A 23,151-nucleotide genomic window follows, 5' to 3' on the forward strand; every position below is an offset into this window, starting at 1 on the left:
ACTGCTCAACCTCGTTCACTGCCCAACTTCATTCAGTACCCACACGAAAGTCAGCACATGCTCCCCACCTCACGCCGCCGCACCGGCGCCCTCCTCGCCGCACTCACCGCGCTCGCGCTTGGCGGCCTCACCGCCTGCAGCGCGGTCGTCACGACCGACGGGAAAGGCAGCGCAGGCGAGGGCGACGCGGGCGCCCCGGCCGTCGCCGCCGAGTCTCCGTTCGATCTCACGAGCGCGAACGCCGAGGATCGGCTGCGCATCGACCCCATCCCCGAGGCCGTTGCAGCGCTCAAAGCGAGCGGCTTCACCCCGATTCAGGAAGGCAAGCTCACTGTGGCGCACGCCGCCTACGAGCCGCCGCTCGGATTCCTCGCCGAAGACGACAACCGCACGCTGCTCGGCATCGAACCCGACATCGCCCAGCTGGTGGCGGATGGGCTCGGCCTCGAATACGCCCCCGAAAATGTGGCCTGGGCCGACTGGCCGCTGGGGGTCGAGTCGGGCAAGTACGACGCAGTCGTCTCGAACGTCACCGTCACCGAGGAGCGCAAGGACCTCTTCGATTTCGCGACGCACCGCAACGACGTGCTCGCGTTCTCCGTGCAGCGCGACAGCGACATCACTTCGATCAGCGAGGCGAAGGATGTCGCCGGCCTGAAGGTCGTGGTGGGAAGCGGCACGAACCAGGAGAAGATCCTGCTCGACTGGTTCGCCGAGAACGAGAAGAACGGGCTCCCCGCGGGAGAACCCGTCTACTTCGATGACAACGCGGCCGCTCAGCTCGCACTCGCATCGGGTCGGGTCGACGCGCTCTTCGGGCCGAACCCCACGGCGGCGTTCGCTGCCGCGGTGAGCGGCGAGTCGAAGGTGGTCGGCACCCTGAACGGCGGCTTCCCTGAGAACGCGCAGATCGGAGTGACCACTGCGAAGGGGAACGGCCTCATCGATCCCGTCGCCATCGTGCTGAACGCAATCATCGCGGATGGCACGTACGCGAAGGCCCTCGAACGCTGGGATCTGAGCGATGAGGCCGTCACCGAATCACTCGTTAACCCGCCCGGGCTGCCCCGCCCCTAGCTCACGTGTGCGGTGCGGGCGACCGTTCGCACCGCACCGCACCGCATCCCGAAAGGACGCCCATGCCCTCCGCACCTTCCTCCGCTCGCACGCCCCGTAGCGCCGCAGGCGCACCGCTCCTCATCGCCGCGCTCGCGGCGGCCTCCGCGCTCGCGCTTGTCGGGCTGACCGGGTGCAGCTCGGTGACCGCGCCGAGCGATCCGGCCGCTCCAGGCAACGCGGCCGGATCCGCGCCCAGCGCTTCGTTCGACCTCACTACCGGCAACCTCGATACACGGCCGCACATCGATCCGGTTCCCGAGGCCGTCGCCGCGCTCGAGGCGAGCGGCTTCACGCCCGCGCAGGCGGGCAAGCTCACGGTCGCGCTCGGCGGGGCCGGCTCCCCGCCCACCTCGTTCTTCGCCGAGGACGACGCGCAGACCATCATCGGCAGTGATGCCGACTTCGCCTCGCTGATCGCCGAGGGCCTCGGCCTCGACTACGCGCCCGAGAACGTGGCGTGGGCGGACTGGCCGCTCGGCATCGAGTCCGGCAAGTACGATCTCGCCCTCACGAACATTGGGGTGACGGAGGAGCGGAAGGAGCTCTTCGACTTCGCCACCTATCGCGACGCGGTGATGGGGTTCTCCGTCGCTGCGAATTCGGAGATCTCTGAGATTTCGGAGCCGAAGGACGTGTCCGGGCTCCGCGTCATTGTGGGGAGCGGCACGAACCAGGAGAAGTTCTTGCTCGACTGGTTCGCGCAGAATGAGGCGGCCGGGATCGATCCGGGTGAGCCCGTCTACTACGAGGACTCGGCCGCAGGCTCGCTCGCGCTTAGCTCGGGCCGCGCCGACGTGAGTATCGAGCCGCACGCGCTCGCGAAGTTCCGCGAGTCCACGCTCGGCGAAACCCGCGTGGTCGGCAGCTTCAACAGCGCCTACCCCGTGAACGGCGAGGTGGGTGCCGTCACCGCGAAGGGCAGCGGCCTCGTCGAAGCCGTGAGCATCGTCATCCAGTCGCTCATCGACTCGGGCACGTACGACGAAGTGCTCGATCGCTGGGGGCAAGACGAGGAAGCCATCACTGAATCGCTCATCAACCCGCCCGGTCTCCCGAAGCCATGACGCCCGAAACTGCAGCGTTCTCGATCGGGATCGGGGAGCCCGCGCCTGCCGAACCGGGAGCACTCACCCCCGTTGAGGTGGTGTTCGTGGGGGCCGGCCCCGCCGCCGCGATGCTGCTCGAACGCCTGGCCGCGAGCCACGCGCGCGATACGCCCGAGCTGCCGCTTCACGTGCGGCTCGTCGACCCGTACCCGCCCGGGGGCGGTCGCATCTGGCGGCGTGAGCAGTCCCCGCTGCTGAAGCTCAATTCCATGCTGCGCGACGTCGCGTTCTTCACCGACGCATCGTGCCAGCTTGCCGGGCCCGTGGCGCCTGGCCCCGCGCTCGCCGACTGGGTGCGCGGGGTGCGCGAGGGTAGACTGCCGCTCCCCGAGGGCGCCGACGAGCTCCTGCTACGCGAGATCGCGGAGATCGCCGACGACGAGTTTCCCACCCGCCGCCTGAACAACGCATACCTGGGGTGGGCGCTCGAGGAGACGCTGCGCCGCGCGGCACCGAGCTTGCGGGTGAGCTGGTGCCCAGACACCGCGGTGACCGTGGAGGAGCCGGGGGATGGCTCGGCGCGGCACGTGGTGCGGCTCGCCTCGGGCCGCGCGCTCGCCGCAGACGCGGTGGTGTACGCGCTCGGGCACACGGGCACGGACCCGTCGCCTGAAGCGGTGCGGCTCAGCACCTTCGCGCGCAAGCACGCACTGCGCTACGTCCCGCCAGCGTTCACCGCGGACGTCGATTTCTCCGGGGTGCCCGCCGGCGCCGACGTGATCGTGCGCGGCATGGGTCTCGCGGCGATCGACCTCAGCGTGCTGCTCGCGGAAGGGCGGGGCGGAACGTTCACGCGGCGCGCGGACGGCTCGCTGCACTATGCACCGAGCGGCCGCGAACCCGTGCTCCACTTTGCGTCGCGGCGCGGAGTTCCGTACCGCTCGAAGATCACCAGCCAGGTTGTGGGTGATGCGGTGCGCCTCGAGTACCTCGGCCCGGAGTTTCAGGCCGCGGTGGCGGCGCGGAGCGAACCGCTCGACTTCGAGCGCGACGCGTGGCCGCGCATCGCCGCAGAGCTGACCACCGGCTACTACCGCGAGCTCTTCACCGGGCACCCGGAGCGCGTGCGTGGCACCTGGGACGCCTTCGCACCGCGGATGCGCGCGGCCATTGCGGATGCTGGCGCGGATGGCCACACGCTCGCCGCCCTCGTCCGCGCACACGTGCGCGACCCGCGCGATCGTTTCGAGCTCGCCGCGTTCGACCACCCGCTGCGCTTCCTCCCCGAAGATCATGACGCGGCAGGTGCCGAGGGTGGTCGCGCCGTGCACGAGCGGGTGCTCGCGCACATCGCGGAGGATCTGCGCTTGCGCACGCGGCCCGAGAACAGCGCCACGCAGGCGCTCTTTCTCACGGGGCTGTATGCCTTCCTCGCGCTCGCCGAGGTCGCTCCCGAACGCTGGAACGCGTGCAGCCGCACCCGCGCGCTGCCCCGTCGCTGGGCGAGCTACTTCAGCTATCTCGCGAGCGGGCCTCCCGGGCATCGCCTGGAGGAGCTGATCGCGCTCGCAGAAGCTGGGGTTGTGCGCTTCCTCGGCGGCGACGTCACGCTCGAAGCGGATGACGCGGCGGGGGTGTTCCGGGCAGCCGGCAGCGCGGTGACCGGGCCCCACGGGGCCGCGTCCGCGAACGTGAGTGCCGGGATCCTGATCGATGCGTGGTTGCCCGAGGCGCGCGCCGCAGCGAGCGACAACCCACTGCTTCGGCACCTCGTGGTGAGCGGACGCGCGCGTGAGCTCGCGGTGGCCGACCCGCAACTGGGTACCGTCGAGACGACCGGTCAGATCGAGGCTGCCCCCGATGGGAGCCTGCCCGGCGCAGCGCGCCAGTTCGCGCTGGGGCCGTTCGTCGCGGGGCTCACGGGCGGAGCGTTCACGCGGCCCGGACTGAACTCATTGCCGTTCCGTGTGCACGACCGCTGCGCCCGCGCGGTCCTCGCCGCGGCCACGGAGGTCTGGGCCGAGCGCGGCGAGGACGCCCGCGAGCTGGTGCCGAGCGGCGGCGCGGCTATGCGGCGAGCGTGACGCCCGGGCGAAGCTCGCCAGCCTCCACCCGCACCGGCAGGCGGTTCTCGGGCGGCGGGAACGGGCAGGTCGCGCTTGCGGAGTACGCGCAGGGCGGGTTCGTGGTCCGCGTGAAGTCGATGCGCACGGTGTTCGCGTCGACCACGTCGACGTCAACGAAGCGCGCCGACGGGAACGTGAGGTCGGCGCCGCTCGCGTCGGCGAAAATCGCGCGGAGGTCGTCGCCTTCAACCGAGCCGAAGAGCGTGAGTGAGAGCTCCTGCCCTGCGAGCGTGAACTCGGCGGTGCCTGGCGAGGTGAAGTCCTGCGTGCGCCCGGGACCCGCGGCCGACGACACCTCGACGGAGTCGCGTGGTGCGGGGACGAAGCGCGCGGTTACCACCCACTCTTCGCTCGGTGGGAAGGTCGCCGTGCCCGTGTAGCCCGTGCGGTCCTTCGAGCCCGGATCTCGCGGGCGCACAATGATGCCGCCGCTGCGCGCCGCGACCTCGATCTGCACGTCCCCCCAGGCGAGGGCCGTGCCCTCGGTGCCCGTGAGCGGGCCGAGCTCGACGGTGCCCGACACGGGTTCACCCCCGCGCGTCACCTGATCGTTTTCGCCCAGCTCGACCGTGACGAGCCCAGCGTTGGCGGACCACACGCCGGGCAGATCGGGGAGACGCTGCGGCCCCGCGCTGAGCCAGTGCATCGCAGTGGGGCTCAGCGGACCGTATGGGGCGGTGCGCGCGGACTCGACGCTCGCGTGCCAGGCGGCGTGGGCGTCGGTGAACGGGGTCGGCTCGTGCTCGGACATCTTGCTCCCTACGACTTCGTGGACCCCCAGCACATCACGAGTGAGTGAGAATCGGGTCAATGTGACCGGAGGTTTCGCTCGGAGCGTGCCGCGCGGCACAATGGGCCCATGAGTCTTGTGCATCCCGGAACCCTGAGCGGCCGCCTTGTGACGCTCGAGCCGCTCTCACACGAGCACCACGACGGGCTTGTCGACGCGGTGCGGGATGGCGAGCTGTGGAACCTCTGGTACACGCTCGTGCCGCAGCCGGAGCAGATGTCGGCGGAGATTCGGCGCCGCCTCGAGCTGCAGGATCAGGGCAGCATGATCGCCTTCACCGCGCGCCGCACGGACACGGGACAGATCATCGGCATGACCACGTTCATGAACATCGAGGCTGAGGTGCCGCGAGTGGAGATCGGTTCCACGTGGAACCGTCTGGGTGCGCAGGGCACGGGCACGAACCCCGAGTCGAAGCTGCTGCTGCTCAGCCACGCATTCGACGTGTGGGAGTGCCCGGCCGTCGAGTTCCGCACCGACTTCCACAACCATCAGTCGCGGGCAGCGATCGCCCGCCTGGGCGCGAAGCAGGATGGCATTCTCCGCGCGCACCGCCGCGCCCCTGGCTACCTGCGCGACACCGTGGTTTTCTCGATCACGCAGCCCGAGTGGCCGGGAGTGCGCCGCGGCCTCGAGCACCGGCTGTCCCGCTACTACGCTGCGCTCGACGCGCCCGACGCCGGTCTGCAGCTCGGCTAGCCTACCGCGGGGTGTACGCCACGGGCATGCTCGAGCGCGCCGCGACGGCGCGCAGTGATTCGAGGCCAGATGAGATCCACCCGAGCGCCTGTGCTTGGACGAGCATGTTGCCCATGGCAGTTGCTTCCGTTGGGCCCGCGAGCACGGTGAGCCCGGAGTGGTCGGCCAGACGCTGACAGAGCAGCGTGTTCTGAGATCCTCCTCCGACGATGTGGATGACCGACACTGATTTGGAGGCGAGCCGGCATGCGGTCCGCACGGCCGCAGCCAAAGCGACGGCCAAGCTTTCAACGATCGAGCGCACAATCGCAGCCCGACCGCGCGGGGCTGCTTCACCGCGCGCCTCGAACCACCGCACGATACGCTCGGGCAGATCGCCCGGAGAAAGGAACTGCGGGTCGTTCGCGTCGAAGACGGGCACGCTCCCGGAGATGCCCGCAGCCTCGGAGAGCAGCTCGCCGAGCAAGCTTGAGCGCTGGGCGTCTGTGGCCCCTGGCTCCCAATGGCGCAATGATTCCGAGAAGAGCCACGTGCCCACGACGTTGTGCAGGAACCGCGTCGTGCCGAAGACGCCACCCTCGTTGGTGAAGTTAGCGGCCCGCGCTGCTTCGGTGATGACCGGTGCGTCGAGTTCGAGGCCCACGAGGCCCCAGGTGCCGCACGAGATGTACGCGAAGTCGGTGGTTGTCGCGGGGATTGCTGCAACAGCCGAGGCTGTGTCGTGCGAGGCGACTGCGATCACATCGATGGCCCTCCCGACCACCGCAGCAACCTCAGGGGTGAACGATCCCACCAGTGTTCCAGGCTCGATGAGCGGCGGTAGAAGCCTGGCGGGGATTCCCAGTCGTTCGGCAAGGTCAACGTCCCACTCGTGACGAACCGGATCCAGAAGCGCTGTGGTTGAGGCGTTCGTGCGCTCGGCATGCTGCTCCCCGGTGAGCCAGAACGTGAGGAGGTCAGGGACGAGGAGCATGCGATCAGCGATGGCGAGCATCTCGCCCTCCGCAGCAAGTTGGAACACCGTGTTGAACGAGAGATGCTGCAGGCCGGAGCGCGCGTACAGCTCGGCGGCTGAGACCCGTTTGTGTGCGCTCGATACCGCTGCCGCGCCGCGCGTATCGCGATAGTGGAACGGGGCACCGAGGAGTCGGGCGCCGCGCAGCAGCCCATAGTCAACTGCCCACGAGTCAATCCCGACCGAAGCGATCTCGCCTGGGTGATCGCGCTCAGCGGATGCCAGGCCGGCGAGCGCTTCTCGGTAGAGCCCGAGGATGTTCCAGTGCAGACCGTCACGCGTGCGCACTGGATCGTTGGCGAATCGTGCGACGTGCCGCATCTCCAGTGTGTCATCCTCGATCCGTCCGATGATCACCCGGCCGCTGGTCGCTCCCAGATCGACCGCGGCTACGGCACCGTTCGGCCGCGCGCTGGTCATCGCAGGAACGCGGCGGCGACGCCGGAATCAACCGGGATGTGGAGTCCGGTGGTGCGCGTCAGCTCGGGGCCGGTGAGCACGTACACAGCGTCCGCGACGTTTTCTGGCACGACCTCCCGTTTCAGGATCGTGCGGTTCGCGTAGAACTGGCCAAGGTCTTCCTCGTTGACGCCGTAGGTCGCGGCGCGGTTGGCGCCCCACCCGGAAGCGAAGATGCCGGATCCGCGCACAACACCGTCGGGGTTGATCCCATTGACGCGGATGCCGTGCTCGCCAAGTTCGACAGCGAGCAGCCGAACCTGGTGAGCCTGGTCTGCCTTGGTCGCTGAGTAGGCGATGTTGTTCGGCCCGGCGAAGACACTGTTCTTCGACGAGATGTAGATTACGTCGCCACCCATTCCCTGCGCGATCATTGCGCGCGCCGCGGACTGCGAGACAAGGAATGAGCCCTTCGCCATGACATCGTGCTGCAGGTTCCAGTCTGCCTCTGTTGTGTCGAGTAGCGGCTTCGAGAGAGAAAGCCCCGCATTGTTCACCACGAGGTCGATGCCACCGAACGCGAGTACGGCCGTGTCGACCGCCGCCTGCACTGCCTGGGCGTCCGCAACGTTCGCCGCGACGCCGATGGCCACGTCGGTGGTGCCGAGCTCGGCCGCCGTGGCCTGGGCCTTTTCGAGATCGAGATCGGCAACGACAACGCAAGCGCCCTCAGCAGCGAGCCGCGTGGCGATCGCCTTGCCGATGCCGGAAGCTGCGCCTGTAACGAATGCGACCCGCCCCTGGTGTGACTTCGGTCGGGGAAGTCGTTGCAGCTTCGCCTCTTCGAGCACCCAGTACTCGATACGGAACTTCTCTGCGTCGTTGATTGGGGCGTAGCTCGAGAGTGATTCTGCGCCGCGCATCACGTTGATGGCGTTGATGTAGAACTCGCCCGCGACGCGCGCCGTCTGTTTGTTCGCGCCAAAGCTAAACATGCCCACGCCGGGTACGAGCACGATGAGCGGGTCGGCGCCGCGCATCGCCGGCGACGCGTCATCGGCGTGCGCGTCGTAGTAGGCGCGGTAGTCGGCCCGGTATGTCTGGTGCAGCTCGCGGAGGCGCGCGACCTGTTCTTCGAGCGACGCGGTGGCGGGGAGGTCGAGCACCAGCGGCTTGACCTTGGTCCGGAGGAAGTGGTCCGGGCAGCTGGTGCCGAGCGCCGCGAGAGGTGCGAGCTTCTCGCGTGCCAAGAAGTCGAGTACTTCTGCACTGTCGGTGAAGTGACCCACCATCGGTGTGTCGTGCGATGCGATGCCTCGGACTACTGGGGCGAGCTGCGCTGCGCGAGCGCGACGGTCGGCCGCGGGTAGCGCCGTGAAGCCCGCTACGGTCGCCCCGAACGGCTCCGGGCTGCCGTGCTCGGCGATGTAGTTGGCCGCCGTGTCGATGATCCAGAGCGAGTTGCGCTCGCACTCTTCGCTCGTGTCGCCCCACGCGGTGATGCCGTGTCCGCCGAGAATGCAGCCGATCGCCTGAGGGTGCTCGGCTTTGATCGCCGCGATGTCGAGTCCGAGCTGGAAGCCCGGGCGACGCCAGGGCACCCAGACCACTGCGTCACCGAAGATCGTCGCGGTGAGGGCCTCGCCGTCGGCCGCGGTGGCGATGGCGATACCTGCGTCCGGGTGGAGGTGATCGACGTGCGCGGCGTCGACGAGGCCGTGCATGGCGGTGTCGATCGACGGGGTCGCCCCGCCTTTCCCGTGCAGGCAATAGTCGAGGGCCGCGACCATCTCGTCCTCGTGTTCGATGCCGGGGTAGACCGAGGTGAGCGCTCGGAGGCGATCGATACGCAACGCGGAGAGCCCGGCAGGGGTAAGCGTGCCGAGGTCGCCGCCCGAGCCTTTCACCCACATGAGCTCGACGGTCTCGCCAGTGACGGGATCGACAGCGGGGCCCTTCGCCGAGGTGTTGCCCCCGGCGAAGTTCGTGTTCTTCGTGTCAGCACCCAGGCGGTTTGAGCGAGAGATGAGGTCGTCAACGGTGGTGGTCATGCGGTGTACTCCTTGAAACGTTGAGAATGGTCGGGGCGCGCAGCCGCGCTACGCTCCCCAGCTCGCCTGCGCGCCGCCGACGCGCTCGGCGGCGATGCGCTGCTGGTAGCCGGAAGCGGCGTATGCCGACATCGGATCGGCCGGCAGACCGCGCGATTCGCGCCACTCCGCGAGCGCCGGACGCACGTCCGTGTAGAACGCGTCCATGTACACCGCATTCGCACCGAGCACGTCGTGCGCGGCCTGCGCGGCCTCGAGCGCCGCGCGGTCGAGCAGCAGGGCACGCGCGGTCATCTCCTGCACATTGAGCACGGAGCGGATCTGGCCGGGGATCTTATCCTCGATGTTGTGGCACTGGTCGAGCATGAACGACACATCCGGGTTGTTGAGAGCGCCGCCGCGCACTACCTCGACCAGGATCCGGAATAGTTGGAACGGGTCGGCGGCGCCAACAATGAGATCGTCGTCGGCGTAGAAGCGACTGTTGAAGTCGAAGGAACCGAGCTTGCCGAGGCGAAGCAGCTGCATCACGATGAACTCGATGTTGGTGCCTGGCGCATGGTGACCGGTGTCGAGGCAGACCAGTGCCCGCTCGCCGAGCGCGCTCACCTGTGCGTATGACGTGCCCCAGTCGGGAACATCGGTGTGGTAGAACGCTGGCTCGAAGAACTTGTACTCGAGCACGAGTCGCTGCTCGCCCGTGAGGCGGTCGTAAATACGCTGCAGCGAGTCGTGTAGCCGATCCTGCCTGGCGCGCATGTCGGCCTGGCCGGGGTAGTTCGTGCCGTCGGCTAGCCAGATCTTGAGGTCACGGGAGCCGGTTGCGTCCATGATGTCGATGCACTCGAGGTGGTGATCGATCGCCTTCTGCCTGATCGCGTCGTCCGCGTGCGTGAGCGAGCCGAACTTGTAATCGTCGTCCTGGAACGCGTTCGAGTTGACCGTGCCGAGGGTGACGCCGAGGTCTTCCGCGTGCGCGCGGAGCGCCGCGTAGTCATCGACCCGGTCCCACGGAATGTGGATGGCGACCGCGGGCGCGAGGCCGGTGTAGCGGTGCACCTGCGCGGCGTCGGCAATTTTCTCGAACGGGTTGCGGGGCGTACCCGGGGTGCCGAACACCTTGAACCGCGTGCCCGAGTTCCCGTAGGCCCAGGAGGGGACCTCAACCGCCTGTTGTGCGAGGGCGGCAAAGTGTTCGGGAGTCAGCTGCGTACTCATGATCTGCGCTTTCTTTCGTGTCTCGCGCCTATGCGCGGTCCGGGCCCGACGGGGTGCGGGCGAGTTGGTCCTCGAGGTTGAAAACTTCGGTGAGTCGGGGTGCCTCCTGATCTGGGCGGCCGATCTCGGCGACGAAGAACTCCGCCATGTCTGCCTCCCACCTGGCGGTGCGCGGGTCGGCGGCGAGGGTGCGCTGTGCCGCGGCATCGTCGTCCGTCTCATAGGTGCCAATGAGGAGACCGTCCTCGCGGAGGAACAGCGAGTAGTTGCGGCGGCCAGCGTCCCGAATCGCGTGGAGCATCTCCGGCCAGACTGCGGCGTGGCGTGCGATGTACTCGGCGATGCGTTCGGGGCGTAGCTGCATTTCGAAACAGACGCGCACGTGATCCTCCTCGGTTGGGCGGTGGTCGGGTCCCGGCGCTGCCCGGCCGGGACCCGAGGTGACTAGAAGTCGAAGTCGCCGATGTTGTCCTTGTTGAAGCGGTACGGGTCGCCAAGCAGCACGACGCCGTCCTTGCCAACGGTGTACTCGCCGAGGTCACCGGCCGTGAAGGTGTCGCCCTCCGCTCCCGTGATGTCGCCCGCGACGAGCGCGTTCGCTGCGTACGCGGTCAGGTAACCGAGCTCCTCCGGGTTCCACAGCGCGAACTCGGTGACGGTGCCGTCCTCGACGTACTCACGCATCTGGTTCGGTGTTCCGAGCCCGGTCAGTGCAACCTTCCCCTTTGCCTCGGAGGTGGAGAGGTAGCGTGCGGCAGCGGCGATGCCGACAGTAGTCGGAGACACGATGCCCTTCAGCTCCGGGTAGGTCTGCAGTAGCGCGGCGGTCTTGTCGAACGAGGTCTGGTCATCGTCGTCGCCGTACACGACCTCGACGAGCTTGATGTCCGGGTGGCTCGCGGCGAGCTCCTCCTTCATCATGTCGATCCATGCGTTCTGATTCGTCGCGTTCGCGGCGGCCGACAGCACAGCGATCTCGCCGGCGTCGCCGATTTGCTCAGCGATCATGTCGACCTGCACCTTCGCGATGCCAGCGGCGTCGGCCTGGTTCACGAAGATGTCGCGGCAATCGGTGTTCGTGTCTGAATCGAAGGTGACGACCTTGAGCCCAGCGTCGCGGGCCTCGGTCAGCGCGTCACAGATCGCCTTCGGGTCGTTCGCCGAGACGGCGAGCGCGTCGACGCCCTGTTGGGTTGCGGTGTTGATGAAGCTGACCTGCCCGTCTGGCGTTGCCTCAGCTGGGCCGACTTCGTTGAATGTCCCGCCGAACGCCTCCACTGCGGCTTTGCCGCCCTTGCTTGACGTGTCAAAGTACGGGTTGCCAAGGTTCTTGGGGATGAACGTGACGCTCGCTCCTGCGGCGTCACCGGAGCCTGAATCGGATCCGGATCCGCCTGTCGTGTCTGGGCTGCTCGAGCAACCGGCGAGGAGGAGGGCGGCGCTCGCCGCAAGCGCGACGAGTGCGCCAGCTTTCTTATTCTTTGTGAACCACATTGTTCGTTCCTTTCGGGCCCGCGACTCGGAGCCGGGATGAGATGGATGAGGGAGTGGAAGCTAGGAGGTGGCGCTCGGGGTGCCGGCGAGCGTGAGTTTCGGGCCGGCACGGCGCCTGTTCTTGATCGCAGCGAACACGCTCGACGACACGACCGCGGTAATGAGGAGCACACCCGTGATGATGTTGATCACGTCGGAAGTGACGTTTGCGAGCCGCAGTGCGCTGGCGAGCACCCCGATAAGCAAAACGCCTGCGATGACACCGTGCAGCGCGCCGCGGCCGCCGAAGATCGAGACGCCCCCGAGGAGCACGGCGGCGATGACCTGCATTTCCATGCCGGTCGCGTTGTCGCCGCGTGCGCTGCCGTAGCGGAGCGTGTAATAGATTCCGGCGAGCGCCGCGACCGCGCCGCTCAGGGTGAAGAGCAGCAGCTTGGTTCGCGCGACGTTGACGCCAGAGAACCGCGCCGCCTCGGGCGAAAGGCCGATCGCGAAGATGCCGCGACCGAAGCGGGTGAAGTGCAGCAGAACCACAAACACTGCGGCGAGTAGCACGAAGAGGATGATCACAACGGGGATTCCGGTTGAGCCGAGCTTTGCCTTCGCGAGCCCGGTCCAGAACTCAGGGAAGTCGGTGACCGCAGTGGTGCCAAGCAGCCCCACGGCGAGTCCTCGATAGAGGGCAAGCGTGCCGATCGTGACGGCGAGCGATGGCAGGCCGACCGTGGTGATCAGGAAACCGTTGAACAGCCCGCAGAGCACCCCGGCAAGCAAGGCGATGATGATAGTGGCCCCGAATGGTACGCCGGCCTGCGTGAGTACCCCGGTGAGTACGCTCGAGAAGCCGACGACGCTTGCTACTGAAAGGTCGATCTCACCGGTCACGATGATTGCTGTCATTGGCAGCGCGATGATGAGGATGGGGAACATATCAAGGAGCAGATACGTCATGGTGATCTGGCTGCCGAAGTTTGGCACGATCGTCGACGCGGCGATCACGACAACGATGAACAACGCGATGATCGCGGTTTCGCGGGTGAGGAGGAGGCGCTGCCAGAGCGGCCGATCGTGATCGGCGATGGGGCGGAACCCGGCGGTGACGGGGGTTGTCGCGGTTACCTGTGCGCTCATCGCGTTGTCTCCCGTGCTTCGATCAGCTTTCGATGTTGTCTGACGGCGATCACCCGGTCGAGCACGATCGCGCTGATAATCAGGACGCCGACGACGGCGCGCTGCCAGAAGTCGGGAACTCCGAGTACGGGCAGTGCCCGGTTGATCGTGAGCAGCAGGAGCGCGCCAATTGCGGCGCCCCATACTGAGCCAACTCCGCCGAAGATCGCGACGCCGCCGATCACGGCCCCGCCGATCGCGTCGAGCTCCCAGCCGGAACCCGCCTGCGAGTTGATCGTGCCGTAGCGCGCGGCGTAGAGCACGCCGGCGAAGCCTGAGAGCGCGCCTGAAAGTACGAACGCCGTGATAATGCGACGCGTTACCGGCAGGCCGTAGAGCTGCGCGGCGTCGGGGTCGGATCCGATCGCGTAATTCTCACGGCCAGCGCGCGTATTGCGCATCCACCAGGCGACAGCGATAAGGACGACGACAGCGATGATGGTCAGCACGGGGATCGAGAACACCTGTGCGGTCCCGAGCCCCAGGAACTCCTTGGGCATGTCGGAGGCATTGATCCGGTCCGAACCCGTCCACCAGACGTTGATGCCACGGAACGCGTACATCGTGCCCAGAGTGATCACGAGCGCAGGAACGCGGGCAAGCGCGACGAGGGCGCCGTTAATGAGACCGAGGAGACCGCCGAAGAGGACCGCCATCAGCACGACCGCGAGCACGGGGATTCCCGGCAGGTCGATGAACAGCCGGCCAGTGAGGTAGGCGCTGAGCCCGAGCACTGAGCCGACCGACAGGTCGACGTTGCGGGTGATCAGCACGACCGCCTGGCCCACCGCAACGAGCATCAGCAGTGATGGCGTGAGCCAAAGATCCCGGTAGCCGTCGACGGAGAACAGGAAGTTCGGGTTCTTCAGGGTCGCCGCGGCGATCACGAGGATCACTGCGAGCAGGATGCTTGCTTCGCGTGCGCGAGTCAGTCGGCCGAGTGCGGTGCTGAATGCGCCGCGAGCGGTCGGGGCTGTGGCCGTGGGCGTTGCGGTCATGCGGCTTGCTCCGTCTGCGTGCTGGGGGTCTGGGTGGCGGCGCGCATCACGTTCTCCGGTGTCGCTTCGGCACGGTCGATCGTGGCGGTGATCCGGCCCTCGCGCATCACGACGACACGGTCAGCCATACCGAGCACCTCGGGCAGCTCGCTTGAGATCATCAGCACGGCCATGCCCTGGCTCGCGAGGGTCGAAAGGAGGCGGTGCACCTCAGACTTCGTGCCCACATCGATGCCGCGAGTCGGCTCGTCGATGATCAGCACGCGCGGGTTCGTGGCGAGCCACTTGCCGAGCACAACCTTCTGCTGGTTCCCACCTGAGAGCGTCCCCGCGAGCGTGCTGAGCGCCGTGGTCTTCACTTCCAGCTGCTCAGCCCAGGGGCGCGCGGCGCGCTGTTCGGCGCGCGCGGTGACGAGCCCAAGCCTCGCGATCGAGTCGAGGATTACCGCAGCGGTGTTGCGCGCGACGCTCTCATCGAGCACAAGCCCTTGCTTGCGGCGGTCTTCGGGCACGAGGGCGAGGCCGGCACGCATCGCTGCGGTGGGAGCGCTCTTGCGGATGCGCGTGCCAGTGAGGCGGACCTCACCGCTCTGATAGTCGTCGACGCCAAAGATTGCGCGTGCGACTTCGCTGCGACCGGCCCCGACGAGCCCGGCGAGGCCGACGATCTCGCCGGCGCGCACGGTGAAGCTGATGTCGCTGAAGATGCCGGGGCTCGTGAGACTGGTCACCTCAAGCAGCGGATCACCGATAGTCGTTTCGAGCTTGGGGAAGAGCTCGGTGATCTCGCGCCCCACCATCTCGGCGACGACGCTGTCGGGATCCGTCTCCGTGATCGCACGCGTGGAGATGTAACTGCCGTCGCGCATCACCGTAATCGTGTCGCAGAGCGCGAACACCTCGTCGAAGCGGTGCGAAATGAAGACGAGAGCGCGGCCCTCGTCGCGGAGCGCGCGGGCAACGTCGAATAGGCGATCGACCTCGATGCCAGAGAGCGCCGCGGTCGGTTCGTCCATGATGAGGATCTGCGCATCGAGCGAGATGGCCTTCGCAATCTCGATCATTTGCTGGTCGGCGATCGACAGGCCGTCCGCCGTGCGCTCCGGATCCATGCGTAGGCCGAGCCGTGCGAAGAGCGCCTCAGTTTCGATGCGCATGCGCGTCCGGTCGATGCGTCCGAAGCGACCGCGCGGCTGGCGGCCCATGAAGATGTTTTCGGTGACGGAGAGATCCGGGAAGAGCGTGGGTTCCTGGTAGATGACCGCGATACCCGCAGCCTTCGCTTCGGCGGTGCTCGTGAAGTCGACGGGGGATCCCGCAAGACGGATATCGCCCCCATCGCGCCGGTAGAGGCCGGCGATGATCTTGACAATGGTCGACTTGCCCGCGCCGTTCTCGCCCACGAGTGCGTGGATCGAGCCTGGGTGGAGGGCGAGCGTGCCGTCACGCAGCGCGACCACGGCGCCGAATGCCTTGGTCACGCCGGAGAGCGCAAGCAATGGCTCAGTGCTAGGTGATCTCTTCATTGAATTCACGGGGCTTCCTGTCGCAGGTGCGACATCTCGGCTGTGGGGCGTGCGATTGTGTAAATGAATCGTTTCAATCGCGTTACGCAGAGTTTAAACACAGTACTTTTCTTCCGTCAAGCGGCTGCTTCCGACGGGATGGATCCGTTATTGAAGCGTTTCAATTTGTCGGCACGCTCAATTATGATGAAGCAGATCACGGCGAGAGGAGCAGTATGACCGCGAGCATCAGAGACGTTGCACGCGAGGCGGGCGTCTCCGTCGGTACCGTTTCGAATGTACTGAATCGCCCGGATCGCGTTGCTGCCGCGACGAGCGCTCGGGTCCACGCAGCGATCGAGCAGCTTGGGTTTGTGCGTAACGATGCGGCCCGGCAGCTCCGCGCCGGGCGCAGCCATAGTTTCGGCCTCGTCGTGCTCGATACGCGCAACCCGTTCTTCATGGATGTCGCGCACGGTGCACAGAGTCGAGCGCTTGATGACGGCTACACCGTGCTGATGGGTGGCAGCGACGACTCGCCCGAACGTGAGGCCGCGCTGCTGGAAATGTTCGAGGAGCATCGCGTTGCGGGGGTGCTGGTGACCCCCGTTCATGCCAATCTTCACCAGCTTCGCTCGCTTCGTGACGCTGGGATTCCCGTGGTTCTCGTTGACCGTGGATCGCACGATCGAACTTTCCCGTCGGTGTCCGTTGACGACGTTGAAGGCGGCCGGATTGCGGCCCGTCATCTCGTCGAGATCGGGCGACGGCGCATTGCCTTCGTTGGTGGCCCGCACGAGATTGAGCAGGTGAGCGACCGTCTGTCTGGGGTGCGTGCCGTTGTTGCGGAGCGTCAGGATACCGCCCTTGAGATTTTCGAAACCCAGGGACTGAGCGTCCTGGAGGGGCGGCGCGTCGGCGAGGAAATTGCGCGACTCTCCCCGGAGCAGCGCCCTGATGGTGTCTTCGCTGCAAATGACCTTCTCGCGCTGGGTATTCTGCAGGCGCTGGTGATGCGCAGTTCGCTGCGTGTGCCGGAAGAGATTGCGTTGATTGGGTACGACGACATTGACTTCGCCCACTCGGCTGTAGTGCCGATCACTTCAGTGCGGCAGCCGGCGTTTTCTATCGGAAGCACCGCGGTTGAACTGTTGTTGCGGGAGCGTGGTGCGGGGGCAGACTGTGAGCAGATCGTCTTCCAGCCCGAGCTTGTGGTGCGAGCGTCGACCATGGGCGCATAGCCAACGGTGTGAGCGTTGTTGCGCGGCTCCGCTACCGGTCGCCGCGCGTGTGAGCCCACACGACCGCCTGAATGCGGTCGCGCACGCCGAGCTTCTGCAGCACGTTTGAGACGTGCGTCTTGATGGTCGCCTCGCCGAGGAAGAGCGCCGCGGCGATCTCCGCATTCGAGCGGCCCTTGGCCACGAGCGCGAGCACCTCGCGCTCGCGCTCCGTGAGCCCGGCGCGCAGCATCGCCTCTTCGGTGGGGTCGGCGGAAGCTGCCGCGTCGCCGTCAGCGATTGGGGTATTCGCGGCCGCGTCGCCCGTGCCGCTCGGGTGAGACTCCGCGGAGGACGCGACCCGGCCGAGCACCGCTCGGGTGACGTCGGGGCCGAGGAGCGCGTGCCCCGCTGCGAGCTGCCGCACAGCCTCGATCAGCTGCTCCGCGCGCGAGGTTTTCAGGAGGAAACCACTCACCCCAGCCGCGAGTGCATCGAAGAGGTAGCGCTCGTGCCCGAAGGTCGTGAGGATGAGGATCGCGGGGGCGTTGCCCTGCGCTGCGCCTGCCCCCGACAGGATCTGGCGCGACGCCTCGATGCCATCAAGCTCGGGCATCTCCACGTCCATGCAGATGACGTCGGGCGTCAGCTCGGCGGCCAGCGTAACGGCCTCCGCGCCGTCGGCGGCCTCTCCCACCACGGTGAGATCTGGCTCCGATTCGAGGATGATCTTGAACCCCGAGCGCACGAGCGCCTGGTCGTCGACGAGCAGCACGCGAATCACATGACCACCTCCGCGCTCAGGGGCACGCGTGCCCGCACCATGAATCCGCCACGCTCGCGTCGGCCGCTCGCCACGGAACCTCCGACGGCCCCAATGCGCTCACGCATGCCGCGCAGGCCAAGCCCGGAGACAGCGGGGAGCGCGCCTGGGCTCAGCGATCCCACGCTGCTATCGAGTCGCTGTGTGACGCCGTCATCGCTGATCTCCACCTCGACGGCGTCGGCCTCGAAGCGGAGCCGCACCACCGCCTCGGCGCCGCGCCCCGCGTGTTTGCGCACATTGGTGAGCGCCTCCTGGGCCACACGGAATAGCGCAACGTCGACGAGCATGGGGAGCGGGCGGGTGTCGCCGGCAACGATGAGGGTGGTGGGCACGCCCGCGCGCTGCGCCTCGGCGACGAGTGCGCCAAGCTGGGCGATCCCCACCGCGGTGGAGCTCTCCTCCTCGTCGGGGGTGCGCAGCGTGTGCACGAGCTGCCGCAGCTCGGTGACGGCCGTGTGTGCGCTCTCCTCGACGACCGTGAGCGCGGCAGCGGCTCGATCGGGATCCTGCGTGAGCACACGCCGCGCGGCTGCCGCCTGGATTCCCATCACGGAGACGTGGTGCGCCACGACGTCGTGCAGTTCGCGCGCGATGCCGAGTCGGTCGAGGGCCACCGCCTGTGCCGCGCTCGTGCGGCGCTCACGCTCCAGCTCCTCGCCTTGCGCCTCGAGCTGTGCCTGCGTGCGTGCCGCTCGCCAGGCGCGCAGCCCAAACCAGTACGCCCCGGTGAAGTAGAGCAGGTTCGTGATGATCTGAATCACCGCGAACGTCGCATACGCGGAGAACAGGCCGGAGCGAGACATGCCGGGGAACGCGTCCTGAGTGGAGGACGCGATGATCAGCGCGACGATGAGCCAGATCAGCAGCGCCGCGCTGAGCGTCGCCAGCGTCCAGAACGCAGCGGTGCGCCGCGGTTCCCACGCCCCCACCGTGTAAAGGGCGAGGAACAGGCAGATGTTGATGATCAGCACCTCAGGCACGCCGAACTGGCCGCACACGAAGAAACCGATGCTCACCACGATCGCGACCGGGATCGGGGCGATGCGACGCAGCGCGAGCGGCAGCGTGCACAGGGCGATGCCGAGCGCCCACACCCACGGGCCCGCCGGCTCGGGGATGAGCTCGATACGCGCGTACAGCAGCGAGGTCGTCGTTGCGCCGAGGGCGAGCACCAGCGCGAGGACGGCGTCGAGACGCAGCACCGCGCGCCCCGGCCGCGGGCGCGCCCACGCAGCGGGGGGCTCTGTCATGCACACCAGCGTATGCGCTCCGCCACCGTGCAGACCTCCCCCGCGCGGCGGAAGCGGTGCGCGCCGGGTGCCCACCACAATCCGCCCCGCGGCGGAGGCGGCGGGCTTGCTCGGGGCCGTAGCGTGGGGGCAGAGGGAAAGGAACGGGATGATCGAGGTTGCAGGCATCTCCCGCAGTTTTGGGGAACGCCAGGTACTGAACGACGTGAGCTTCCGCGTGGAGCGGGGCCGCATGACCGGGTTTGTTGGCGGCAACGGCGCGGGCAAGACCACCACGATGCGCATCATTCTCGGCGTGCTCGCCGCGGATGCGGGCGCGGTGACCTGGGACGGCGAGCCGCTCACGGGGCGCGACCGTGCCCGCTTCGGCTACATGCCGGAGGAGCGCGGGCTCTACCCGAAGATGCAGGTGCTCGAGCAGCTCGTCTACCTCGGCCGCCTGCACGGCATGAGTCGGCAGGACGCTGGTCGCTCGGCACAGGCGCTCATCGAGCGGCTCGGCCTGGGGGAGCGGGCGGGCGACACGCTCGAGAGCCTCTCCCTCGGCAACCAGCAACGCGCGCAGATCGCCGCGGCGCTGGTGCATGAGCCGATCGCGCTCGTGCTCGATGAGCCGTTCTCGGGGCTCGACCCGATGGCCGTCGAGGTGGTGCTCGGGGTGCTCCGCGACTACGCGGCGCAGGGCGCGCCCGTGCTGTTCTCGTCGCATCAGCTCGACATCGTTGAGCGGCTCTGCGACGACGTTGTGGTGATTGGCGATGGGCAGATCCGCGCGCACGGGTCCCGCGAGGCGCTCCGCGCTGAGCATGCCGGCCGAAGCTTCGAGATCGAGCTCGCCGGCAGCGGGGGCGACGCCGGGTGGGTGCGTGAGCGCCCCGGTGTCACGGTCACCCACTTGGATGGCGGCTTCGCTCGCTTCGACGCGGACACGGATGCCGCGGCTCAGGCGGTGCTGGCCGCAGCGATGCAGCAGCCCAATACGACGGTGCGGAGCTTCACGCCCGTCACGCCCTCGCTCGCACAGATCTTCACGGAGGTAGTTCGATGAGCACGTCACACCGACAGGTGAGCGGCCCCCAGGGCGCCTGGCTAGTCGCCGAGCGCGAGATCACCACACGGCTGCGCAGCAAGGCTTTCCTGATCTCCACCGGTTTCTTGCTGCTGTTGGTGCTCGGTGGTGTGCTGTTCTCCGGGTTCATGGCGAGCTCGGGGGGCTTCTCCGGGCCCACGAAGGTGGCCGTCGTGGGTGAGGCCGCCACGGGACTCGACTCCGAGGCATTTGAGGTCACCGCAGCGCCGGATCGCGCCGCCGCCGAAGCGCTCGTGCGCGACGGCGAGGTTGAAGCCGCGGTGGTGCCGGGCGGGGATACCCCCGTCGATCTCACGGTCCTCGCGAACGACAGCGCGCCCACGGGCCTGCTGCAGGCACTCTCGGCGGCGCCGACCGTCGTACTGCTTGACCCCCTGACGAGCAACCCCTTCCTCGCCTACATCATCGCGATCTCGTTCGGTGTCGTGTTCATGATGAGCGCGGTGACCTTCGGCACGACGATCGCGCAGAGCGTCGTGGAGGAGAAGCAGACGCGCATCGTCGAGATCCTGCTCGCCACGATTTCCGCACGCACGCTCCTCGCGGGCAAGATCCTGGGCAACAGCATCCTCGCGCTCGCGCAGGTTGTGGCGATTGTCGCGCTGGCCTCGGTGGGCATGCTCGCCACGGGGCAGGACCTGCTGCTCGGCGAGCTCGGCACCGCGCTCATCTGGTTCGGGATCCTGTTTGCGTTCGGCTTCGTGCTGCTCGCCACGCTCTACGCGGCCCTCGCGGCGCTCGTCTCCCGGCAGGAGGACATCGGGTCCGTGACGAGCCCGGTCATGATGCTCGTGATGCTCCCCTACATCGGCATCATCGTGTTCTTCGACAACCTCCCCGTGCTCACCGCGATGAGCTACATTCCGTTCTCCGCACCCGTCGCAATGCCGATGCGCCTGTACCTCGGCACTGCGGAGTGGTGGGAGCCGCTCCTGTCGCTCGGCGTGCTGGCGGTATCGATTGCGGTGGTCCTCTGGATTGGCGCGCGCATCTATGAGAACTCGATCCTGCGCACGGGCACGCGGGTGAAGCTGGGCGAGGCGATCCGCGGCTGACCCGCCTCCCCGCCGTCTCCCGAATCGGGGTCACTTGGGCACGGTGTCGCGCCATCCGGCCCGCCGACACCCTGCCCAAGTGACCCCGATCCGAGGGAGCGGCGACGCGTAGGCTGTGGGCATGACCGAACACGCGATCGACTGGGCCGGACTCCGCGCCGCCGCGCTCGCCGCAGCGGAGAACGCCTACGCCCCGTACTCCGGGCTTTCGGTGGGCTGCGCCGCGCTTGCCGACGATGGGCGTGTGGTCACCGGCTGCAACGTGGAGAACGCGAGCTACGGGCTGACCCTCTGCGCCGAGTGCACGATGATCGGCGCGCTGCACGCGAGCGGCGGCGGAACACTCGTCGCGTTCGCGTGCGTCGACGGCTCAGGCAACACGCTCACCCCGTGCGGGCGCTGCCGCCAGCTGCTCTTCGAGGCCGCGGCTCCCGGCCTGCTCGTTGACACGGCGAGTGGTGCGCGCACGATCGACGAGCTCCTGCCCGACGCTTTCGGCCCGAGCGCGCTCCCCGCGCGGTAGTACGCATCCGGTCGCTGTCGGAGGGCCGGAGTAGGCTGTCCGGGTGAACTCCGAGCAGCCCGCACAGCAATCCCCGATCCGCCCCTGGGCCGCACTCTGGTCCATGGTGCTCGGCTTCTTCATGATCCTGGTGGACACGACGATCGTGTCTGTCGCAAACCCGTCGATCATGCAGAGCCTCGAAACCACGATGGTGGCAACCCTGTGGGCGACGAGCGCGTATCTGCTCGCGTACGCTGTTCCGCTGCTCATCACCGGCCGCCTCGGTGACCGCTTCGGAACGCGCCGCATCTACCTCGCAGGCCTCGCCGTCTTTACGATCTCCTCACTCATGTGTGGCCTCGCCGACAGCATCGAGGTGCTGATCTTCGCCCGCGTGCTGCAGGGCCTCGGCGCGGCGCTCATGACCCCGCAGACGATGGCCGTGATCACGCGCATCTTCGCGCCGCGCGAGCGCGGATCGGCGATGGCGGTCTGGGGCGTCACGGCGGGCGTTGCCACGCTCGTCGGCCCGATCCTCGGCGGCTTCCTCCTCGACGCGTGGGGCTGGGAGTGGATCTTCTTCATCAACGTGCCGGTCGGCGTCATCGCGTTCGTGCTCGCGATGCGCTTCGTGCCAAAGCTGCCCACCAACGCGCATCGCTTCGACTGGCTCGGCGTGATCCTCAGCGCACTCGGCATGTTCCTCCTGGTCTTCGGCATTCAGGAGGGGCAGAGCTACGAGTGGGGCATGATCTGGGGCCCCATCAGTGTGTGGGGACTCATCATCGCGGGCATCGTGATCCTCGCCCTCTTCGTCGTGTGGCAGCGCGTGCAGCGCGGCGAACCCCTGATCCCGCTCCAGATCTTCCGCGACCGCAACTTCTCGGTGGGCTCGGCGGCGATTGTGATGGTGGGTTTCAGCGTCACCAGTATGAACCTGCCGCTCATGTTCTTCCTGCAGCTCGTCATGGGGCTGACGCCCACGCAGTCGGCGTTGCTGATGATCCCGATGGCGGTGCTCTCCATCGTGCTCGCGCGACCCGTCGGGCTGCTCATCGACCGCCGCGACCCGCGCCGCATCCCTGTGATCGGCCTGCTGCTCGTTGGGATCGGTGTGCTCGGCTACGCGCTGCTGCTCAAGCCGGACACCCCGGTGCTCATGTTCCTGATCCCGAGCGCGATCCTCGGCGTGGGCAACGCCTTCATGTGGGGTCCGCTCTCGTCGATCACCACGTTTGGGCTGGATCCCCGGCTCGCCGGCGCGGGATCTGGGGTCTACAACACGAGCCGCCAGGTGGGCGCCGTGCTCGGCTCGGCCGCGATGGCCGTGCTCATGGAGTCGCGCCTCTCTGCACTGCTCGGCGATCAGGGCGCCGCGCACTCGATGGGCGGCGAGGGCGGGCTCACGCAGCTGCCCGGGCCCGCGCGCGAGGCGTTTAGCCAGGCCATGATGCAGTCGCTCATCCTGCCGATGTGCGTCATCCTCGTTGGGGCCTTCATCGCCGTGTTGTTTGGCCCGCGCCCCGCACGCACGGGCGAGGTGCGCGTCGTGGCGGCAGACTAGCCTCAGGGCTC

Annotated in this window: 20 protein-coding genes; 9 read left to right on the plus strand and 11 right to left on the minus strand. The window is 67.7% G+C overall.

What is annotated here, in order from left to right; genetic code table 11:
* Window positions 1-57: 57 nt before the first annotated feature.
* The 3 genes from D3226_RS00955 to D3226_RS00965 all read left to right on the plus strand — a co-directional run bounded on the left by D3226_RS00955 (window position 58) and on the right by D3226_RS00965 (window position 4,249).
* A complete protein-coding gene (locus tag D3226_RS00955) occupies window positions 58-1,077 on the plus strand; it encodes an ABC transporter substrate-binding protein (RefSeq protein WP_202380565.1) in 1,020 nt (339 codons plus the stop codon).
* Window positions 1,078-1,139: 62 nt separating this feature from the next.
* Complete coding sequence (locus D3226_RS00960; RefSeq protein ID WP_202380566.1) at window positions 1,140-2,183, plus strand: transporter substrate-binding domain-containing protein; 1,044 nt, start codon at window positions 1,140-1,142, stop codon at window positions 2,181-2,183.
* Window positions 2,180-4,249: an FAD/NAD(P)-binding protein gene (locus D3226_RS00965; RefSeq protein ID WP_202380567.1), complete on the plus strand. Its 2,070-nt coding sequence runs from the start codon at window positions 2,180-2,182 to the stop codon at window positions 4,247-4,249. Before D3226_RS00960 ends, D3226_RS00965 begins: the two co-directional genes overlap by 4 nt.
* Here the strand turns inward: D3226_RS00965 and D3226_RS00970 are convergent.
* Window positions 4,233-5,042, minus strand: coding sequence for a DUF1684 domain-containing protein (locus D3226_RS00970; protein ID WP_202380568.1), 810 nt, complete (start codon window positions 5,040-5,042; stop codon window positions 4,233-4,235). The two genes, D3226_RS00965 and D3226_RS00970, sit on opposite strands and share 17 nt — an antisense overlap.
* A gap of 108 nt (window positions 5,043-5,150) precedes the next feature.
* Here D3226_RS00970 and D3226_RS00975 point away from each other — a divergent pair, with 108 nt between their 5' ends.
* Complete coding sequence (locus tag D3226_RS00975; RefSeq protein ID WP_202380569.1) at window positions 5,151-5,780, plus strand: GNAT family N-acetyltransferase; 630 nt, start codon at window positions 5,151-5,153, stop codon at window positions 5,778-5,780.
* A 1-nt stretch (window position 5,781) separates the two neighbouring features.
* Here D3226_RS00975 and D3226_RS00980 read toward each other — a convergent pair whose 3' ends face one another.
* The 8 genes from D3226_RS00980 to D3226_RS01015 all read right to left on the minus strand — a co-directional run bounded on the left by D3226_RS00980 (window position 5,782) and on the right by D3226_RS01015 (window position 15,651).
* Window positions 5,782-7,215 (minus strand): rhamnulokinase, encoded by a 1,434-nt coding sequence (locus D3226_RS00980; RefSeq protein WP_202380570.1) that lies wholly within the window; start codon window positions 7,213-7,215, stop codon window positions 5,782-5,784.
* Window positions 7,212-9,245, minus strand: coding sequence for a bifunctional aldolase/short-chain dehydrogenase (locus D3226_RS00985; protein ID WP_202380571.1), 2,034 nt, complete (start codon window positions 9,243-9,245; stop codon window positions 7,212-7,214). Before D3226_RS00985 ends, D3226_RS00980 begins: the two co-directional genes overlap by 4 nt.
* Before the next feature lie 48 nt (window positions 9,246-9,293).
* Complete coding sequence (gene rhaI / locus D3226_RS00990; RefSeq protein ID WP_202380572.1) at window positions 9,294-10,463, minus strand: L-rhamnose isomerase; 1,170 nt, start codon at window positions 10,461-10,463, stop codon at window positions 9,294-9,296.
* Between the two features lie 28 nt (window positions 10,464-10,491).
* On the minus strand, window positions 10,492-10,827 hold the full coding sequence (locus D3226_RS00995) for an L-rhamnose mutarotase (RefSeq protein ID WP_202380573.1): 336 nt from the start codon (window positions 10,825-10,827) through the stop codon (window positions 10,492-10,494).
* 80 nt (window positions 10,828-10,907) lie between these two features.
* On the minus strand, window positions 10,908-11,957 hold the full coding sequence (gene rhaS / locus D3226_RS01000) for a rhamnose ABC transporter substrate-binding protein (RefSeq protein ID WP_202380574.1): 1,050 nt from the start codon (window positions 11,955-11,957) through the stop codon (window positions 10,908-10,910).
* 60 nt (window positions 11,958-12,017) lie between these two features.
* Window positions 12,018-13,088: an ABC transporter permease gene (locus D3226_RS01005; RefSeq protein ID WP_202380575.1), complete on the minus strand. Its 1,071-nt coding sequence runs from the start codon at window positions 13,086-13,088 to the stop codon at window positions 12,018-12,020.
* Window positions 13,085-14,125 carry an ABC transporter permease gene (locus D3226_RS01010; RefSeq protein ID WP_202380576.1) on the minus strand — a complete coding sequence of 347 codons (1,041 nt, stop codon included), beginning with the start codon at window positions 14,123-14,125 and terminating at the stop codon, window positions 13,085-13,087. The genes D3226_RS01005 and D3226_RS01010 overlap by 4 nt, the downstream gene beginning before the upstream one ends.
* Complete coding sequence (locus tag D3226_RS01015; protein ID WP_202380577.1) at window positions 14,122-15,651, minus strand: sugar ABC transporter ATP-binding protein; 1,530 nt, start codon at window positions 15,649-15,651, stop codon at window positions 14,122-14,124. Before D3226_RS01015 ends, D3226_RS01010 begins: the two co-directional genes overlap by 4 nt.
* A gap of 215 nt (window positions 15,652-15,866) precedes the next feature.
* Here D3226_RS01015 and D3226_RS01020 point away from each other — a divergent pair, with 215 nt between their 5' ends.
* Complete coding sequence (locus D3226_RS01020; RefSeq protein WP_202380578.1) at window positions 15,867-16,871, plus strand: LacI family DNA-binding transcriptional regulator; 1,005 nt, start codon at window positions 15,867-15,869, stop codon at window positions 16,869-16,871.
* Window positions 16,872-16,902: 31 nt separating this feature from the next.
* On the opposite strand, the gene D3226_RS01025 is transcribed toward D3226_RS01020, so the two are convergent.
* Together D3226_RS01025 and D3226_RS01030 are read right to left on the minus strand one after the other, a co-directional pair.
* Window positions 16,903-17,634: a response regulator gene (locus D3226_RS01025; RefSeq protein WP_202380579.1), complete on the minus strand. Its 732-nt coding sequence runs from the start codon at window positions 17,632-17,634 to the stop codon at window positions 16,903-16,905.
* Window positions 17,631-18,926 carry a sensor histidine kinase gene (locus D3226_RS01030; protein ID WP_202380580.1) on the minus strand — a complete coding sequence of 432 codons (1,296 nt, stop codon included), beginning with the start codon at window positions 18,924-18,926 and terminating at the stop codon, window positions 17,631-17,633. The genes D3226_RS01025 and D3226_RS01030 overlap by 4 nt, the downstream gene beginning before the upstream one ends.
* A gap of 148 nt (window positions 18,927-19,074) precedes the next feature.
* On the opposite strand from D3226_RS01030, the gene D3226_RS01035 reads away from it, so the two are divergent.
* The 4 genes from D3226_RS01035 to D3226_RS01050 all read left to right on the plus strand — a co-directional run bounded on the left by D3226_RS01035 (window position 19,075) and on the right by D3226_RS01050 (window position 23,140).
* The gene (locus D3226_RS01035) at window positions 19,075-19,974 is read left to right on the plus strand and encodes an ABC transporter ATP-binding protein (protein ID WP_202380581.1); all 900 of its coding nucleotides are present in this window, start codon (window positions 19,075-19,077) and stop codon (window positions 19,972-19,974) included.
* Window positions 19,971-21,071: an ABC transporter permease gene (locus D3226_RS01040; RefSeq protein WP_202380582.1), complete on the plus strand. Its 1,101-nt coding sequence runs from the start codon at window positions 19,971-19,973 to the stop codon at window positions 21,069-21,071. The genes D3226_RS01035 and D3226_RS01040 overlap by 4 nt, the downstream gene beginning before the upstream one ends.
* Window positions 21,072-21,192: 121 nt before the next feature.
* Window positions 21,193-21,594 carry a cytidine deaminase gene (locus D3226_RS01045; RefSeq protein ID WP_202380583.1) on the plus strand — a complete coding sequence of 134 codons (402 nt, stop codon included), beginning with the start codon at window positions 21,193-21,195 and terminating at the stop codon, window positions 21,592-21,594.
* Window positions 21,595-21,637: 43 nt separating this feature from the next.
* The gene (locus tag D3226_RS01050) at window positions 21,638-23,140 is read left to right on the plus strand and encodes a DHA2 family efflux MFS transporter permease subunit (RefSeq protein ID WP_474197892.1); all 1,503 of its coding nucleotides are present in this window, start codon (window positions 21,638-21,640) and stop codon (window positions 23,138-23,140) included.
* The last annotated feature ends 11 nt before the right edge of the window (window positions 23,141-23,151 follow it).

Origin of the sequence: Leucobacter chromiireducens subsp. chromiireducens (genome assembly GCF_016758255.1) — a bacterium.
Lineage (GTDB): Bacteria > Actinomycetota > Actinomycetes > Actinomycetales > Microbacteriaceae > Leucobacter > Leucobacter chromiireducens.